Consider the following 15,701-nt stretch of genomic DNA (forward strand, 5'->3'; position numbering starts at 1 on the left):
CCCCTTATTAATTAATTTATAAATTTACATCATCTGTATATCTTTCACATCATATAGCTTTCTAAAGTGACTTAATATCTTGTCCTCTGATACTGATTCATGAAATGATATGCTAACAGTTATATCATTTCCATTAACTTTTTCCATATTCACGGACTTTACATCTATTTCTTTTCTTCTTAGGTAATTTAGCACTCTAACCATGCTGTCCATTCCTTGATTAAAATTAACATTTACTACCTTTTCCATAATAACCACCATACATTTTATTTTTATTTTTACACTAGATTTGAATAATAAAAAACCTTCGTCCTCATAAATTTAAATTTATAAGGACGAAGGACTATCTTCGCGGTACCACCTTAGTTGTAGACAAAATCTACCTCTTATCAGGTCGAAGGAATACACCCCTATATATATACACCTTGAACCCTAATCATATAACGCTGATATACGTCCTTGCTTACTATACATTTCAGCAGGAAGCTCAGGAGTGATTATTTCATATTCCTATTAACACTAACTTTCAGCAAATTGTTAGCTCTCTGTAGTTAATATACTGAATATCTTTTTCTCCGTCTTTGCCATTTATTTGTTATCACTGAATTTTAAATAAATTATAATTCTACAAAAGAAGGTTGTCAATAGGCTTTATTCATATTTCTTAAATTTTCGACTTTAGCCTAAATCTTGCTTTAGATAAGTATAATCTCCACTGTCAAAGTTAACTACTAGCACATAATCCCCATTTTCATAGGTATATAAGCCTTCTTTACTACATACCTTAAGTGATGATTGTGCAGCAAAGAGTCTTTTATATTGAAAATTACCGAAAGCCTTTTCAAGGTCCTTTTCTGAGTTATGCAATTTTTCACGTAGTCCTTTTTCATTTTCTTTAATAAGAAATTCTGGAAGACTTGATTTTTTAGTATTAAGTAGAAAATCTAGAAGCAGTAAATCCCTTATAACACTTTCATCATATTCCTGTGATAGAAACTCATGTATTAGCATAAACTTGTCCTTTAAATTTAGACTTCTAGTAAAGAAACCCTTTTCCTTTAGATATTCTTTAAACTCCCAAAAGAAAGTAAACTTATCATATATATTCTCAAGTGCATAGTACATTGTTCTTCTAAATATATGGCTATTATAGAAATTCTCAAAAACCTTTTCTATCTCTAATAGTTCTATAATATCCATTGATGACATAGTTGATGTTGAAAGTATTTGATATGGAGGATAGCTACACCACTTCATATCATACTTTTTTGCTTCTCTTTCCATTGGTGACCCCTTTAGAATTTTTAAAAATCCTAATTGTAAAACATGTGGCATAATCTCCATAGAATTATTAAATGAATTCTTAAATGATTTTATATCCTCTCCTGGAAGTCCTGCAATAAGATCTAAGTGACAATGTATCTTGTCCCCTTTAATTACCTTTTCCACATTCTTCTTAACCTTGTCAAAGTCCATTACTCTATTAATATTTTTAAGAATTTCATCGTTTGTACTTTGCACACCTATTTCAAATTGAAACATTCCCTTTGGTGCTGTATTTAAAAGTTCAATCATTTCATCATCTAGTAGATCTGCTGCAATTTCGAAATGAAAAACTGTATTTCCCTTTCTCTCTATTAGGAACTTCCAAATCTCCATAGCGAATTTTTTATTAGCATTAAATGTTCTGTCTACGAATTTAACAAGCTTAACATTATTTTCTATAAAAAACTCAAGTTCATCCTTAACTCTTCCTATAGGAAATAATCTAATACCTCTTATAACAGAGGATAAACAGTACTTGCAACTAAATGGACATCCTCTAGATGCCTCATAATAAACAATATTACTTGGTAAATCTTTTTTATCTTTATATGGGAATTCAAGAACATCAAGAGGCTCTATAATAACCGGCTCTCTCCCTCTTATATTTCCATTATCTCTATAATAAACACCTTCAATTGTTCCTATATCAACTTTTCCATCAATATGCTTTAAAAGCAGGTTAAATGATATTTCCCCTTCCCCTGCAATTACATAGTCAATAAATTCATATTTATCTAAATATATATATGGATTATGTGTAATCTCAGGTCCCCCAAGAATAATTTTTATATTCTTATCAAGACTTTTTAATGTACTACATACTTTTAATGTACTTTCAACATTCCATATATAGCAAGAAAAACCTATGACCTCAGGCCTTGCCTCATATATTTTAAGTGCTATATCCATTGCATTTTCATTTATAGTGGCCTCATATAAATCAATACTATATGAGGTTGAAAAAGCTTTTATATATCTTATAGCAAGATTAGAGTGTACATATTTCGAATTAAGTGACGCTAACGTTACCCTCATTTTCAGCCTCCTGTGCCTTCTCGCATTCTATATAATACACGCCCTTATCAACTATTTTTTTCACTACTTGAAATCCAACATTCTCTATGGATTCTACTATATCCTTAAATTTAAGCCTAAATGGATTAATTCCAAGTGTATATTTCATTTTCATGATTTTTTCACCTGGTAGCTTTAACATTATAGTATATACATTAGGTAGTGAAAAAGCTCCAATGTTAAGATCGCATATAACAAGTTTGCCATCTTTTATCAAACTCTTTTTTATATCTATTAGTATTTTCTCTAGTCTTTTTTTGCCCATAATAGAATTAAAGGACAAAATAGCCACAGCACTATTATAGACAGATGCTGTGCAGGCAATTTCGTCCTCACATTCTAGAAATTCCTTGTCTATTTTGTCCTTCCTATAGGTTTCAATCATTTCAGGAATTATAAAACTTCCTTTAGCTGAAATATCTAAAATATTTCCTTTAAGTTCAAAATCTCTTAAATTTATAGTTACTCTCGCCATTAATACCACCTCAAATCAAAATAAGACTTAAGGTATAGGTTCTTCATTTAAGAGAAGCTTCCTCTATTTTTTCTTCCCCTTTTTGTCTGGTTTTTTTACTGAAAATCCAAACTTTCCAAGTGGTTTAGACACCTTACAGTATTCTCCGTGACTATAACAGATAAGATTTGCTTTATCTAGATTTAATTTGTCATTTTCATCTAATAAATTCTCATTAACATTTACAGCTAAAACCTCTGCAAGAAACATGTCATGTGAACCAAGACTTATAATATCTTTCACCTTACATTCTATATTTACCGGACACTCCTCTATCATAGGCACGTTAACCTTTGTACCCATTTTTTTAGTAAGATTTAGGTGTTTAAATTTATCTATATCTCGTCCAGATTTAACACCACAAAAATCTGTATGGTATGCAAGATTCTCTCCTGGAAGATTAATAATAAATTCTCCTGACTTCTTTATTAATTCATGAGAATATCTACTAGGTCTTACTGATATCGATACCATTGCAGGATTGGTACATACAGTTCCTGCCCATGCAACAGTAATTATATTATCAACATCTTCATTTTTGCAGCTAATCATAACAGCTGGTACTGGATAAAGCATTGTTCCTGGTTTCCACGTTAGTTTTGTCATTCTTCATCCCTCCTAAATAATATTATACATAAAACACTAAATTAAAAAAAGCATCCTTAATTATTTAACTAATAAGGATGCTTATTATTACAATATAACAATTTACAATTTAGTTCCGATTTTATTTATTATATTATCTCTATTTATTATATCTCTTTTTATTTTTAAAATGTCTTTATGAAACTTTTTCATAATTCCTGCTGTTGTCTTTTGTGCAATTACAAGTTGTACACAGGTAATATTATAAAACTTTTTACAAGAATTAGGCTCATTTTCGTGCCTTTCGTATGTTTTAATAGCACTTTTACTATTAAAATCTATAAACTCTTTAATTGTATCTAGGTATATTCCATCATTATAACTTTTAAATATATCGTGCTTTGTATACTCCTCAATAACCCAAAGCTCATACTTTCTATGATTGTCGAGTAGTTTTAGGTTAACGTGTTGAGGCACTGTCATATCCTGAATAAGATGGTTTACAGCCCCTAGATAAAACATGGAATTCTTAATATTGCCTTTAAAATAAGAGTTAAGAGCTTTAGTATAGTATAATATACACTCTCTCATAGCATTACTATTTCCATAAAGACCCTTGCAATTATAAGGATTATAAAAGTGGTTACTACTTTTAAAGTCTTGGTCAGCCCATATACCCCCACTATTAATATCTTCTATATAATTAGAAAACAAGGCATATTCTTCTTCAAATCCGTCGCTCCTAAGGATGTGAAGTGCTTGATTATTTATAAACTGGTGTACTTCACATTCAGTTGTCATTACCTTTTTCTTTAATGGATTAACTGCTCTTAGTACGTTTTTAAAAACAAAAGAATATGATTTTTCTATAGTTTTCATCAATTATCATTCCTTATTCTTTTTATATCTTTATTTTAAACTATAATTGTTAAGTTGTAATTAAGAAAAACATTATATTATGTTATTTCTGTTGTTTTTCTTTCTCACTATTATTCTTGCCCATTTTTATGAAAATTAGTATAACTAGTGAAAGTATAATCGTTCCTGATAAAATTACATATTCAATAGGTACACTTGTAGGTAATATACCTTCATTTACAGCCTTTTCCTTGTCAATTTTTAACACTGTTCCATTTGTAGATTCTAGTATATAAAGTCCACCAATTGGAGAGAATATACATTGAGACGGATTCTTAAGTGTCTCTCCTCCATTAACGTTTACTATAAGTTCTTGGGTAGATTTATCCTTTGGATTAACTACTAAAATTTTTGCAGCTTCTTTACCTCCCTTAGCAAAGGGAACTAGAAGTTGTCCTTTAAACCCGAAATCTTCATCCTTCGATATATCCATATAACCTATTCTACCACTTTCCCCGAATGTAATAAGTGGCTTTGCAACCTCTCCTTTTACATAGTATGTAAGAGGTAGAGGTTGATTTTTTCCTTCTACTCTAAACTTCCTATTAGTAACTTCCTCTCCACCTTCAAAATCAGGCCATCCTGCATATTCACCTTTCCCAAGCTTATATATGTAATCTTTTCCATTAGCTATTGGTCTTGATCCTCTATTTTCCATACCTTGAACAGTAACAAGAACACTTCCATCTGATAAATTAATCATATTTTTAGGGTTACGAATTCCAAATGCAAACATTTCAACATATGAACCATCTTTATTCGCCCTTATAATTGAAGCATTAGATATTTCACTTCCTTTAACATGGTCATTTATCCTAGCCGGTGTATTAAAAGGAAGAAAACCATTTGTAGATGCTACATCATTTTTATCCTCTGTAAATGGATTAAGCGTTTTGAAGTTATTTCCCTTAAGAACCATTTCAGTTGATGGAATATCATGAAGATATGGGTTATCACGAAGCCATCCTCTTTCATAATTATCTAGTCCTACAACACCTGAGTTCGTAGCACTTCCTTGAGCAATATATATCATTTCATCATATCCTATAGAAACACCGTTGTTTGAATAATCTCCATGACTTGGAAGGTTGTTCACAACATCAGTTAACTTTCCGTCTTTATATTTAGATACCTTTCCCTTATGTGATATGTATAAAACTCCCTTTTCCATTTTCACATATCCTATTGGTGAATTAAGTCCTTTAATAATTTCCCTATACTCACCCTTAGTAGTATATATAGAAACTTTCCCTTTACTTCCTTCATTTTCTCCTATGTACATGTTCCCACTTTCATCAAAGCAAATTGATGATGGATTCTTTAAGCCCTTAACAGCTACACTTGATTTATAACCCTTAAGCACTTTTACCTTCTCATTATTATCCTTCTTATAAAAACTAATATTCAAAAGATTTAGGGTTAAAATACATATAAGTACAGAAATCCCTATGCCTATTAGACTTTTAACTCTTTTCACACGCCTTCACTCCCAATTCCTTCTTCAAAATATTATATGTCTAAAGAATACTAATCTTTACTTTTATTTTCAGTAAGATTTCAAAGCTCCTATATGAGTTTACAAAAAATAACTTAAATGCTATGCTAATTTTTAGATATTAATTATTAAGAGGTGGTAAAATGCATGACATGCGTATAAAAAAACTTGCAGATAACCTTATTAACTACTCTTGCAAATTACAAAAGGGAGAAAAGATTCTTATAGAAACTGTAGGACTTGAATACCCTCTGGTAAAATGTCTTATAGACTCAGCATATGAAGCAGGTGGTATTCCCTTCGTAACTATAAAGGATAAAGCAATCGATAGAGCTCTACTTATAGGTGCAACTAAGGAACAAATGGATATGATGGCTTCATACGAATCAGCTAGAATGAAGGATATGGATGCCTATATAGGTATTAGATCAGGAAGTAATGTAAGTGAGCTTTCTGATGTGCCATCAGAGAAAATGACTTTATACTCAACTTATTTCTCTGAACCTGTTCATGGAAAAATAAGAGTTCCACACACAAAATGGGTAGTTCTAAGATATCCATCACCTTCAATGGCACAGCTTGCTAACATGAGTACTGAAAGTTTTGAGGACTTTTACTTTAATGTATGTAATCTTGATTATTCTAAAATGTCTAAGGCAATGGATAATTTAGTAAACCTTATGAATAAAACAGATAAGGTTAGAATAACAGGAAAGGATACAGACCTTACCTTCTCAATAAAAGATATTAATGCTATAAAGTGTGCTGGGGAAATGAATATACCAGATGGTGAAGTATTTACAGCACCTGGTAAAACTTCTGTTAATGGATACATTACATATAATACTCCTGCTGTATATCAAGGCTTTACATTTGATAACATACGCCTTGAATTTAAAGATGGTAAAATAATAAATGCTACAGCTAACAATACAGAAAGAATTAATAAAATCTTTGATACAGATGAAGGTGCAAGATACGCTGGAGAATTTGCAATTGGAGTGAATCCATATATATTAACACCTATGAAGGATACATTATTCGATGAGAAAATAGCAGGTTCTATCCACTTTACACCTGGAAGTTGCTATGATGAAGCAAGTAATGGAAATGATTCATCAATTCACTGGGACCTTGTATTTATCCAAAGACCAGAATATGGTGGAGGAGATATCTACTTCGATGATGTTCTAGTAAGACGTGATGGACTATTTGTAGTTCCAGAGCTTGAAGCCCTTAATCCTGAAAACTTGAAATAATAAATTAGGCTTATACTTTTATAGTGAATATCACTTTTAAGTATAAGCCTTTATATTAAACTTTATAGCTCTTCTCTCTTTTCTACTAAAATATCTAATTTTTTAGTATTATTTTTCTTTTTATATACACCGTATATTATAATAAATGCTAAAGATAGAAACTGAGCAAAAATAATTCTAATTATCTCAAGCTCATCTGTAGCATTTGGAGTAACAACATGTATAAGATTTTGTATTAAATCATTAAACATATGGTTAAAAAAAGCAACCCATATAGCACCTGAATAAATTGTACAAAGTCCCCACTTGGCCCCCATAATAAATGCTATAAATACATATCCAATACTCATAATTATTCCAAGAGAAATTGTCATCTCTCCATTTACAACACTTTGAATAGGAAGAATTACATGCCATAATCCAAATAGCAGAGACTGTATAATAGTTGCAATAAATATACTATATCTTTTATTAAAAAGCTTTACAAATAACCCTATAAAGAGCCCTTCTTCCATCCATGAATTTAATAAATTAACTATAAAAGTTAGTACTATAAAAGAAATTTCAGTGTTTCTAACAATACTACCTGTTAACGAAAAACCAGATGAATAAAATTCAAGTGATGTACTTACTCCATTAGAACTTAAATATAAAATTTCTAGTGTATAGGTAATAGCAAAACTAACAACTCCTAAAAGTGTTCCTCCTATAAAACCACTCCAAATCTTTTCTTTCTTAAACCCTATATCTCGCCAAGTATAATTAAAAATCTTAAGTACAATAAATATAACTAGGATTCCAAATACCTTATTTAATGTATTATCATCTAAAAATGTTTCATTTGTTTTAATAACAAGGTACTCAAAGTCTTTAAATAGATTACAGATTAAGAATATCCCAATCCCGACCCATAATGGATTATATCCCTTTATGCTTTCCAGTTTCATTTAATATACCTTCCCTTATAATTTCCAACTACTACCCGTAACTTCAAAATAATTACAAATAGCTGTTATAACCAATATATGGCACCCGTCTTATCCTTGTGAAGTTAAGAATTGTATTTATCTTGCTTATATGACTTCCCCGTTTTTCTATTAATTCTTGAACTACTTCCCTTCCCATATATTCCCCCTTAAGTATAGATGAACTATAATACATTATTATGCCATATGTCATATCCTTGGTTATAAGCAATCTGATACAATGGGATAATAGTAGACTTTATTGAATATGTAAATTCTTCTTTATTAACATTGCCCTGTAACAATAAGTTTATATCTACTTTCTTATTTATTGTCAGATAGTCTTCTAGATATCTAATGTTTTTTTTATCTTTTCTTATTATATTAAAAGCATCAAATTGAAGGTCACAAAACCTATCAATATACAAATCTAATTTAGGAAGCTTATTGTTTTTACAACTATTAATTTTATTAAAAGTAGGTACAAGATTCCATAATTCATCATGAAGAACAAAACTCCAAGGTATAAAGTGGTCTACACTAATACTTCCATACTTCTCTAAATTGTCAGCATTAAAACTCTTATTAGTATATAAATCTAGAATATTTCTTTGTGATATAACTAATTTCCAAAAGTTTTTTGCTTTAGATAGATCCCTCTTAATAGGAGGATAAATCTTAAAAGGTATAGCTGGAACATTTGGATTCCTTAACTGCAAATAATATACTAACTTAAAATTTATCCATCCATTTATTATTGCTTGATTTGAGGTTATATAGTTAACCCAACTATCATTTATTGTTATTTCTTTTTTCTTTTTATCTATTCTATATAACGATGTAAAGTCTTCTTCACTTAATTTTTGTATTAAATTGTTTATTTCTAAGTTAGAAATCTTTTTATTAGTAATTTTCTCTTTAAACTTTATTTGTTCTTCATAAAAAGGACGTATAAGCCTATACGGAACATACAAACTTATAGTATTTATCATTTTATTCAATTGTCTATCAGTACTATTATAGATATATTCAGCAATATATTCCTCATTTTCTTCTCTTCCAACTTTTAGTGTTTCATGAACATATAAAATTATTTGATTTAATTTATCTTGAAATCCTAGGTTTAATTTATAATAAATGACAGGATACCATGCTGTAGCAACCATTCTTGCTATTATTTTCTTAAACGACATTGTTTTATTACCAAATATAATTTCTTTATAAATTCCATTAAACCAGAATAACTTATAGCTTGTAGAGAAATTCTTAAAATCAAGTGTTCTCTCTAATAAGTAACTTTCAACCTTTAGGGAGTTTGGTAAATTAATCATATAACTCTCCTTCATCAAATTTACATTATAAATCGTTTATTTATTTTATTATTTAGCTTTAAAACTTAGTTTTTAAGTTAATTATTTCTTATACTCAAAATATATCCTATCATTGAATAAAATTCAAACAATAATTAACATATTAAACTTTTATTATACTGAGAAACCTAAATAAAAAACTGCTGATAAATTCAGTTTATCAGCAGCTTATAAATATATTATTTTTATCTTTTACACATAGGCTTTCCGAGTATCTCTGATGCAATAATTGCATTAGTTACTGGATTATCCGTTAATGCAAATGGATTTTTCTTCTCATTAGGAAAACTCTCTTTGTTTTCATAGGACTTTTTACTGTCTAAGTCATTTACTTCTGCATAGACTTCCTCTATTTTAGGCTTTTTCCTCTTATTTTTATTAACCTTTAGATTTTTAGTCTCCTCTGTATATACATTTTGGTGCATTAAATCATTATCAAAATCATTTAAAGGAGTATTATCCCTTTTATTATTAACAGGATTTACTTTAGGTCTTCTTTTTATATTTTGATTATTTTTTGCACTTTCTTTTTTAAATGCTTCAACTATACTTCCTATTATTCCGATTATTATCAGAAGTGATGCAATACTCATAGTATCACCTCCTAGTTTTTAGGAGTTTGTTTATTTACATCATCATTTTTAACATTTTCTGTACTTGTTTCCTTAGCTATAGACTCTCTCATAGTAGTATCTGCCATTAGATTTTTAAGGTTAAAATAGTCCATTGCTGCCATTTTACCTGTTCTTAGCGCTTCAGCAAGGGCTAGTGGAACTTCAGCCTCTGACTCAACAACCTTAGCTCTCATTTCTTGAACCTTAGCCTTCATTTCTTGCTCTCTTGCAACACCCATAACTCTTCTTTCCTCTGCTCTTGCCTGTGCTATTCTCTTATCAGCCTCTGCTTGATCCGTTTGAAGCTGAGCACCAATGTTACGTCCGATATCAACATCTGCAACATCAATTGAAAGAATTTCAAATGCTGTTCCTGCATCTAGCGACTTATTAAGAACTGTTTCTGATACTTTATCAGGGTTCTCAAGAACTTCCTTATGGCTCTTTGAACTACCAACAGTAGTAACAATACCTTCTCCAACTCTTGCTATAATGGTTTGCTCTCCAGCACCACCAACAAGTCTATCTATATTAGCTCTTACTGTAACTCTCGCCTTTACTATAAGTTCAATACCGTCATTTGCAACAGCTGAAACATTTGGAGTTTCAATTACCTTAGGATTAACACTCATTTGAACAGCTTGAAGAACATCACGACCTGCAAGATCTATTGCAGCTGCCCTTTGAAAATTAAGTGATATACCTGCTCTTTGTGATGCAATTAATGCATCTACTAGTCTATCTACATTACCACCTGCTAGGTAATGAGCTTCTAGTGCATCTGTAGTAGTATCTATTCCACCTTTAACAGCTTTAATTAAAGGATTAACTATCTTAGCTGGTGGAACACGTCTTAATTTCATTCCAATAAGATCAAGTAAACCAACCTTTACATTTGCAGCTATTGCAGATATCCATAGTCCTAGTGGAACTAAGGAAAGAATAGTAACAACTACAATAAAAATAACGACACCAAGTATTATCATACCTATTAGTCCTAAATCCATACCTCTTACCCCCATATTTTATAATTTATAAGGTATAATTCCCTAATATAGGAAGTCCTATACCTTAATCTCTTATTCGTAATATACAGCTGTTCCTGTACAAGTTACCATTAGCATTCCTGATTGTTGTCCAAGTGTTTCATAGTCTACCTTTACGCCAATAACAGCATTTGCTCCCATATTTAATGCTCTTTGTTCTAATTCTCTTAAGGCATCTTCCCTTGCTCCTACAAGTTCATTTTCGTATGTTCCACTTCTTCCACCAAATATATCTCTAAGACTTGCAGCTATATCCTTAATGAAATTAACACCTGTTACAACTTCACCAAATACAATCCCCTTATATTCTACTATTCTTTTTCCATCGATTGTTCCACTTGTTGTTAGTAACATAATTTAACACTCCTTAAATAATTATTAAATAAAAATAGCAAAGCCCTTTAAATTCTATCTAATCTTTTCAAATTCATTTACTATAAAATCAAACTCTTCCTTGTCTGTAATCTCACCATAGTCACTTTCTGATATACCAGGATAATAATGAAGAATAAACTTTTCACCTGTTGCTATTTCTTGTATAATGATATATTTTTGATCCCTATTTAAATCCTGAAGTGTTGCAAGGACATTATATCTAGAACTACCTTCTCCATCCCTTGTAAGGTTTAATATAAAGTCATTGTAGAATACTGTATTAAAACTTTCTTTGTTACATTCTTTAACAAAAGCATCTTCCCTACATCCACTACAACTATCGAAACTACATGTTTTAGTACAACTTAAGCACTTACACTTGCTACAATTTTCAAGCTGACTTATAGGTAGAGAGTATTTATTTTTTTTATTTTCTACTTCAGCTATCCTCTTTCCATCATTTAAAAAGCCAAGTATTCCATCCTTATTTTCTTCATAATACTTGTCCTCTAAATATTTAAGAAGTTCATTTGCAGCATCTACCCTTGAAAAATACTTTCTATTTCTTAAAGTTTCTTCTTCTATAAAAGGAGCAATTTCTGCAATTGCTCCATTTATATTATAAAGAAGAGAACCTAACTGATCTTTTTCTTTTTCTATGAAATCCTTAGCTCTTCCCATAAAATCACCTTTAACTAATTATTTTCTTTGTATTTTTTAAGTTCTTCATCAAGATTAATTTCATTTAGCTTTTCAAATTCATCATCAAGAGAAGGTGTTTTAAGATCTGCTAAACCTTCTGCATAACTTTCCTTCTTTTGAATCTTTCTTTCTATATCATCAAGATTTATCTTATTTGAGCTTGTTGAAACATTTGCAAGTATTTCATTTACCTTTTCATTTGCCTCTGCATTTGTATATCTTGCAGCTGCTTCATCTCTATACTTTCTTGTTTTTTCTATTTCAGTGTCTAAATCTCTTAACTTATCCTTAATAGCATCTGCCTTCTTTTGTGCATCAGCATAGGTAGCTTTAAGTGAATTAAATCTCTTTTCTGCATCTAACTTTCTTTCAAGTGCTTTCTTTGCAAGCTCTTCATTTCCCTTACTTAATGCAAGCTTTACTTTTTCATCATAATCCTTAACCTCAGCCTCAGCTGCTTCCATCTTCTTCTTAGTTTCGTGTACATTTCCAAGAATTTGTGCTGATGATATTTTCGCCTTATTAAGGCTTTCCTCCATATCTCTTACCTTTTGATCTAGAAGTTCAACTGGGTTTTCAACACTATCTAGTGCAGTATTCACCTTTGATCTAAAAATATTTGACACTCTCTTAAAAATACTCATTATTTTTTCCTCCTTAAACCCTATAAATTTTTATTTTTTATATATTAATTTTTAATGTCTTCTGTTTCTCATTTTTCTATAGATTAAATAAAGCGCTATAACTATAATTGTTATTACTATTGCAGATACAATATACTTCATCATATAGTATGATCCAATAGTCCTAAATCCAAATGGTGAATATCCTCCTATTGGTATAGGTACTGGATATGCACTTGAGCTACCCTTTTTATAATTTTTTGATGTATCTGTTTTTGGTGTACTATCTACTTTAGGAGTTTTTGACTCTTTAAAACTTCCTGAGCCATAGCCACTACTTGATCCATCCTTTGTGCTTTTAAAGCTACCTGAATTGTATCCCTTACTTGAACTTCCACCTGAGCTTTTAAATCCACCGGATTTGAATCCCGATGAATTGCTACTACTTTTAGGTTTACTACTAAACCATGAACTACTTGAGCTACTTGAGCTTTTAAAACTTGAACTTTTGAAACCACCTGAGGATGATCTAGATTTAGCACTTGCATCACTATACACTGTAGAATTTTTTAAGTCTAAGCTATATCCTGCTAAGCTAACAAATGTAAATATAAATATAAGTGCTACTTTTAAAATAAAGCCTTGCTTTTTAATAATTGCCACCTCCGATTCGTTTCTATGAATTTATTATAATGTATAAATTAACTCTTAACAAGTTACCCAATAACGCTTAATGAGTTATTTAATACCACATAGCTAGTTTGAATTTAGGTATCTCTTGTTTTCTTTTATTTTCTTATTATTTCTTTAGATTTCAAAATATCTATATGGTTTTCAATAACTTGTATACCGGTTTTACATACTATATAATATATATATAGAAACATTACTTTTTGGTTAATAGAACATCTTAATTAATATATCGATTTTTTAAAGGAGGTTATAACATGGATAAAAACTTTTCAATAGATTCCCTTAGTAAGATTATAAATGAGGTTTCAGAGTCTAGTATTATTTCATATGATGAAATACCTAGCTATGATCTTTTTTTATCTCAGGTTACATCATATCTAAATGATAAATTTGAAGACGAAAAGTACACAACTAATATAATCCAAAACTATGTTAAAAGTGAGGTTATCTCAAAACCTAGTGATGGAAAGAAAAGGGGATACTCCTCAAGTCATCTAGTTCAACTTATTCTTATAAGTTATATGAGACCTTTATTTACACAGGAAGAAATCAAAAAAGTTTTTAAACTTGCCTTTAACCAAATAAACACCTCTGAAGATGATATTATCTCATGGGAAAATGCATATAAGGCATTTTCATCCTTCCAGTCAGAGGTTATTAAAGATTTCTCTAAGAATGAAGTATTAAATGAAAAACTTCTTAATAATCTTATTGATGAATACAATATCAAGGGCAAAGATGAGGAAAGAATCCTAGTATTTTTAATTGTTATGTCTCTTACTGCACAAGCAAATGTTATTACAAAGGTTGTAAAGAAATTAATCGAAAATTACGGAGATTAATATGGACCGTGTTCTAAATTATATTAATTTAAATTAATAAGACTTATTTATTAGATATTAATAAACTAAGTAAAAGGCTATTAAAATATAAGGATTTACCTATTTATATTCTAATAGCCTTTTGTACTTTATTTCTAAAACTTATAAATTACAATAACCTTCACACTTTTTATAGTTACCAAGTAATCTAAAGTAATTTGTATTATCCTTTATACTTTCAAGTGCAATTTTCACCTTAGGGTTTGTAATATTTCCTTCAAAGTCTATATAGAAAACATATTCCCAAGGTCTTTCCTTTATAGGCCTTGACTCTATTTTAAGCATATTTACTTCATTTTCTGCGAAGTACTTAAGCACATTGTATAAAGATCCAACTCTATGATCTATTGAAAATACTATACTTATTTTATTACAAGCTTCATCTATATAAGGCTTTCTTGATACTATTAGGAATCTTGTTGTATTTGTTTTGTTAGTATTAATATTTTCCTTTAACACCTTTAGTCCATATATATCTGCAGCTCTTTTACTTCCTATTGCAGCAATTGAAGTTGATGCACTATCTTTAACTAACTCTACACTTTTTGCTGTATTTGTATATGGAACTCTTCTCCATCTAAACCCATTTAAAAATTCACTACATTGACTAAGTCCCTGTGGATGTGAATAAACTTCAGTTATAGTATCAAATGTTGCATCACTTGTAGCTATTAGGCTATGGTTTATTTTAATGCACATTTCTCCAACCATGCTAAAGTCATACTTACTTAAAAGGTCATATACCTCAAGGACTCCACCTGTTGAAGAGTTTTCTATTGGAATAACTCCATAATCAATCTTGTTATCATTTAATTCTTTAAAAAGATCTTCGAATTCAGCTACAGCCTTTGTCTTAACTTTATTTCCAAAGTAAACATATAAAGCTTCTTCACTGTAAGAACCCTTAACACCTTGAAAACCTACAACTGTATCCTTTGTAATTTCTATTGATTTATCTTCTAATATAAAACTACTTGTATTATCGATATCTCCTATAAGAAACTTTCTTTGAGCTTGTCTACTTATTTCCATCACTGAATTTAGGAATTTTTCAACTTCTTTTTTATATTCTACTTTTTCAATTTTACTTAGATGATTCTCTATGACTTGTTCTTCTCTTTTTCTATTTAAAACCTCTAAGTTATTTTTCTTCTTGTACTCTGCTACCTTTATAACGGTGTCCATTCTGTCTTGAAAAAGCTTTATAATCTCATTATCTATTCTGTCTATCTCATCTCTGATTTCTTTTAAATCTGACATA

The 15,701-nt window shown here is 30.0% G+C and carries 18 protein-coding genes and 1 other annotated feature; of the genes, 2 read left to right on the plus strand and 16 right to left on the minus strand.

Annotated features, from left to right (window positions below; genetic code table 11):
* Positions 1 to 24: 24 nt before the first annotated feature.
* From CLCY_RS03320 to CLCY_RS03345, 6 genes are all read right to left on the minus strand, one after another.
* A complete protein-coding gene (locus CLCY_RS03320; RefSeq protein WP_048569724.1) occupies positions 25 to 249 on the minus strand; it encodes an ACT domain-containing protein in 225 nt (74 codons plus the stop codon).
* A gap of 79 nt (positions 250 to 328) precedes the next feature.
* Positions 329 to 591 (minus strand) — a binding site (T-box leader).
* Positions 592 to 678: 87 nt separating this feature from the next.
* Entirely contained in the window at positions 679 to 2,361 is a 1,683-nt protein-coding gene (locus tag CLCY_RS03325; RefSeq protein WP_048569725.1) for a B12-binding domain-containing radical SAM protein, read from the minus strand.
* Positions 2,336 to 2,875 carry a hypothetical protein gene (locus tag CLCY_RS03330; RefSeq protein ID WP_048569726.1) on the minus strand — a complete coding sequence of 180 codons (540 nt, stop codon included), beginning with the start codon at positions 2,873 to 2,875 and terminating at the stop codon, positions 2,336 to 2,338. The genes CLCY_RS03325 and CLCY_RS03330 overlap by 26 nt, the downstream gene beginning before the upstream one ends.
* Before the next feature lie 63 nt (positions 2,876 to 2,938).
* Positions 2,939 to 3,520 (minus strand): flavin reductase family protein, encoded by a 582-nt coding sequence (locus tag CLCY_RS03335; RefSeq protein ID WP_048569727.1) that lies wholly within the window; start codon positions 3,518 to 3,520, stop codon positions 2,939 to 2,941.
* Between the two features lie 102 nt (positions 3,521 to 3,622).
* Positions 3,623 to 4,378, minus strand: coding sequence for a zinc dependent phospholipase C family protein (locus CLCY_RS03340; RefSeq protein WP_048569728.1), 756 nt, complete (start codon positions 4,376 to 4,378; stop codon positions 3,623 to 3,625).
* Between the two features lie 82 nt (positions 4,379 to 4,460).
* Entirely contained in the window at positions 4,461 to 5,894 is a 1,434-nt protein-coding gene (locus CLCY_RS03345; RefSeq protein WP_048569729.1) for a PQQ-dependent sugar dehydrogenase family protein, read from the minus strand.
* A gap of 161 nt (positions 5,895 to 6,055) precedes the next feature.
* On the opposite strand from CLCY_RS03345, the gene CLCY_RS03350 reads away from it, so the two are divergent.
* Positions 6,056 to 7,171 carry an aminopeptidase gene (locus CLCY_RS03350; protein WP_048569730.1) on the plus strand — a complete coding sequence of 372 codons (1,116 nt, stop codon included), beginning with the start codon at positions 6,056 to 6,058 and terminating at the stop codon, positions 7,169 to 7,171.
* 62 nt (positions 7,172 to 7,233) lie between these two features.
* Here the strand turns inward: CLCY_RS03350 and CLCY_RS03355 are convergent, their stop codons facing one another.
* The 9 genes from CLCY_RS03355 to CLCY_RS03390 form a co-directional block, all read right to left on the minus strand.
* Positions 7,234 to 8,118, minus strand: a complete 885-nt coding sequence (locus CLCY_RS03355; RefSeq protein WP_048569731.1) for a CPBP family intramembrane glutamic endopeptidase — start codon at positions 8,116 to 8,118, stop codon at positions 7,234 to 7,236.
* Between the two features lie 52 nt (positions 8,119 to 8,170).
* Positions 8,171 to 8,296, minus strand: a complete 126-nt coding sequence (locus CLCY_RS14040) for a hypothetical protein (protein ID WP_278336140.1) — start codon at positions 8,294 to 8,296, stop codon at positions 8,171 to 8,173.
* A gap of 25 nt (positions 8,297 to 8,321) precedes the next feature.
* Entirely contained in the window at positions 8,322 to 9,467 is a 1,146-nt protein-coding gene (locus CLCY_RS03360; protein ID WP_048569732.1) for an HNH endonuclease domain-containing protein, read from the minus strand.
* 224 nt (positions 9,468 to 9,691) lie between these two features.
* Entirely contained in the window at positions 9,692 to 10,099 is a 408-nt protein-coding gene (locus CLCY_RS03365) for a hypothetical protein (protein WP_048569733.1), read from the minus strand.
* An 11-nt stretch (positions 10,100 to 10,110) separates the two neighbouring features.
* Positions 10,111 to 11,106 (minus strand): flotillin-like protein FloA, encoded by a 996-nt coding sequence (gene floA / locus CLCY_RS03370; RefSeq protein ID WP_423230486.1) that lies wholly within the window; start codon positions 11,104 to 11,106, stop codon positions 10,111 to 10,113.
* A 93-nt stretch (positions 11,107 to 11,199) separates the two neighbouring features.
* A complete protein-coding gene (locus tag CLCY_RS03375) occupies positions 11,200 to 11,520 on the minus strand; it encodes a heavy metal-binding domain-containing protein (protein ID WP_048569735.1) in 321 nt (106 codons plus the stop codon).
* A 54-nt stretch (positions 11,521 to 11,574) separates the two neighbouring features.
* A complete protein-coding gene (locus tag CLCY_RS03380; protein ID WP_048569736.1) occupies positions 11,575 to 12,222 on the minus strand; it encodes a hypothetical protein in 648 nt (215 codons plus the stop codon).
* Positions 12,223 to 12,236: 14 nt separating this feature from the next.
* Positions 12,237 to 12,887: a PspA/IM30 family protein gene (locus CLCY_RS03385; protein WP_048569737.1), complete on the minus strand. Its 651-nt coding sequence runs from the start codon at positions 12,885 to 12,887 to the stop codon at positions 12,237 to 12,239.
* A 51-nt stretch (positions 12,888 to 12,938) separates the two neighbouring features.
* Positions 12,939 to 13,529 carry a hypothetical protein gene (locus CLCY_RS03390; protein ID WP_048569738.1) on the minus strand — a complete coding sequence of 197 codons (591 nt, stop codon included), beginning with the start codon at positions 13,527 to 13,529 and terminating at the stop codon, positions 12,939 to 12,941.
* Between the two features lie 284 nt (positions 13,530 to 13,813).
* Between CLCY_RS03390 and CLCY_RS03395 the strand changes: the two genes are divergently transcribed.
* Complete coding sequence (locus tag CLCY_RS03395) at positions 13,814 to 14,401, plus strand: DUF1836 domain-containing protein (protein WP_048569739.1); 588 nt, start codon at positions 13,814 to 13,816, stop codon at positions 14,399 to 14,401.
* A gap of 141 nt (positions 14,402 to 14,542) precedes the next feature.
* On the opposite strand, the gene pheA is transcribed toward CLCY_RS03395, so the two are convergent.
* On the minus strand, positions 14,543 to 15,700 hold the full coding sequence (gene pheA, locus CLCY_RS03400; protein WP_048569740.1) for a prephenate dehydratase: 1,158 nt from the start codon (positions 15,698 to 15,700) through the stop codon (positions 14,543 to 14,545).
* Position 15,701: the final 1 nt, after the last annotated feature.

The organism is Clostridium cylindrosporum DSM 605, from assembly GCF_001047375.1.
Lineage (GTDB): Bacteria > Bacillota > Clostridia > Clostridiales > Caloramatoraceae > Clostridium_AB > Clostridium_AB cylindrosporum.

Excerpts from the sequence above, each read along its gene's own strand:
- CLCY_RS03320 (WP_048569724.1), bottom strand. The coding sequence starts at position 249 with ATGGAAAAGGTAGTAAATGTTAATTTTAATCAAGGAATGGACAGCATG.
- CLCY_RS03325 (WP_048569725.1), bottom strand. The coding sequence starts at position 2,361 with ATGAGGGTAACGTTAGCGTCACTTAATTCGAAATATGTACACTCTAAT.
- CLCY_RS03330 (WP_048569726.1), bottom strand. The coding sequence starts at position 2,875 with ATGGCGAGAGTAACTATAAATTTAAGAGATTTTGAACTTAAAGGAAAT.
- CLCY_RS03335 (WP_048569727.1), bottom strand. The coding sequence starts at position 3,520 with ATGACAAAACTAACGTGGAAACCAGGAACAATGCTTTATCCAGTACCA.
- CLCY_RS03340 (WP_048569728.1), bottom strand. The coding sequence starts at position 4,378 with ATGAAAACTATAGAAAAATCATATTCTTTTGTTTTTAAAAACGTACTA.
- CLCY_RS03350 (WP_048569730.1), top strand. The coding sequence starts at position 6,056 with ATGCATGACATGCGTATAAAAAAACTTGCAGATAACCTTATTAACTAC.
- CLCY_RS03355 (WP_048569731.1), bottom strand. The coding sequence starts at position 8,118 with ATGAAACTGGAAAGCATAAAGGGATATAATCCATTATGGGTCGGGATT.
- CLCY_RS14040 (WP_278336140.1), bottom strand. The coding sequence starts at position 8,296 with ATGGGAAGGGAAGTAGTTCAAGAATTAATAGAAAAACGGGGAAGTCAT.
- CLCY_RS03360 (WP_048569732.1), bottom strand. The coding sequence starts at position 9,467 with ATGATTAATTTACCAAACTCCCTAAAGGTTGAAAGTTACTTATTAGAG.
- CLCY_RS03365 (WP_048569733.1), bottom strand. The coding sequence starts at position 10,099 with ATGAGTATTGCATCACTTCTGATAATAATCGGAATAATAGGAAGTATA.
- floA (WP_423230486.1), bottom strand. The coding sequence starts at position 11,106 with ATGATAATACTTGGTGTCGTTATTTTTATTGTAGTTGTTACTATTCTT.
- CLCY_RS03375 (WP_048569735.1), bottom strand. The coding sequence starts at position 11,520 with ATGTTACTAACAACAAGTGGAACAATCGATGGAAAAAGAATAGTAGAA.
- CLCY_RS03380 (WP_048569736.1), bottom strand. The coding sequence starts at position 12,222 with ATGGGAAGAGCTAAGGATTTCATAGAAAAAGAAAAAGATCAGTTAGGT.
- CLCY_RS03385 (WP_048569737.1), bottom strand. The coding sequence starts at position 12,887 with ATGAGTATTTTTAAGAGAGTGTCAAATATTTTTAGATCAAAGGTGAAT.
- CLCY_RS03395 (WP_048569739.1), top strand. The coding sequence starts at position 13,814 with ATGGATAAAAACTTTTCAATAGATTCCCTTAGTAAGATTATAAATGAG.
- pheA (WP_048569740.1), bottom strand. The coding sequence starts at position 15,700 with ATGTCAGATTTAAAAGAAATCAGAGATGAGATAGACAGAATAGATAAT.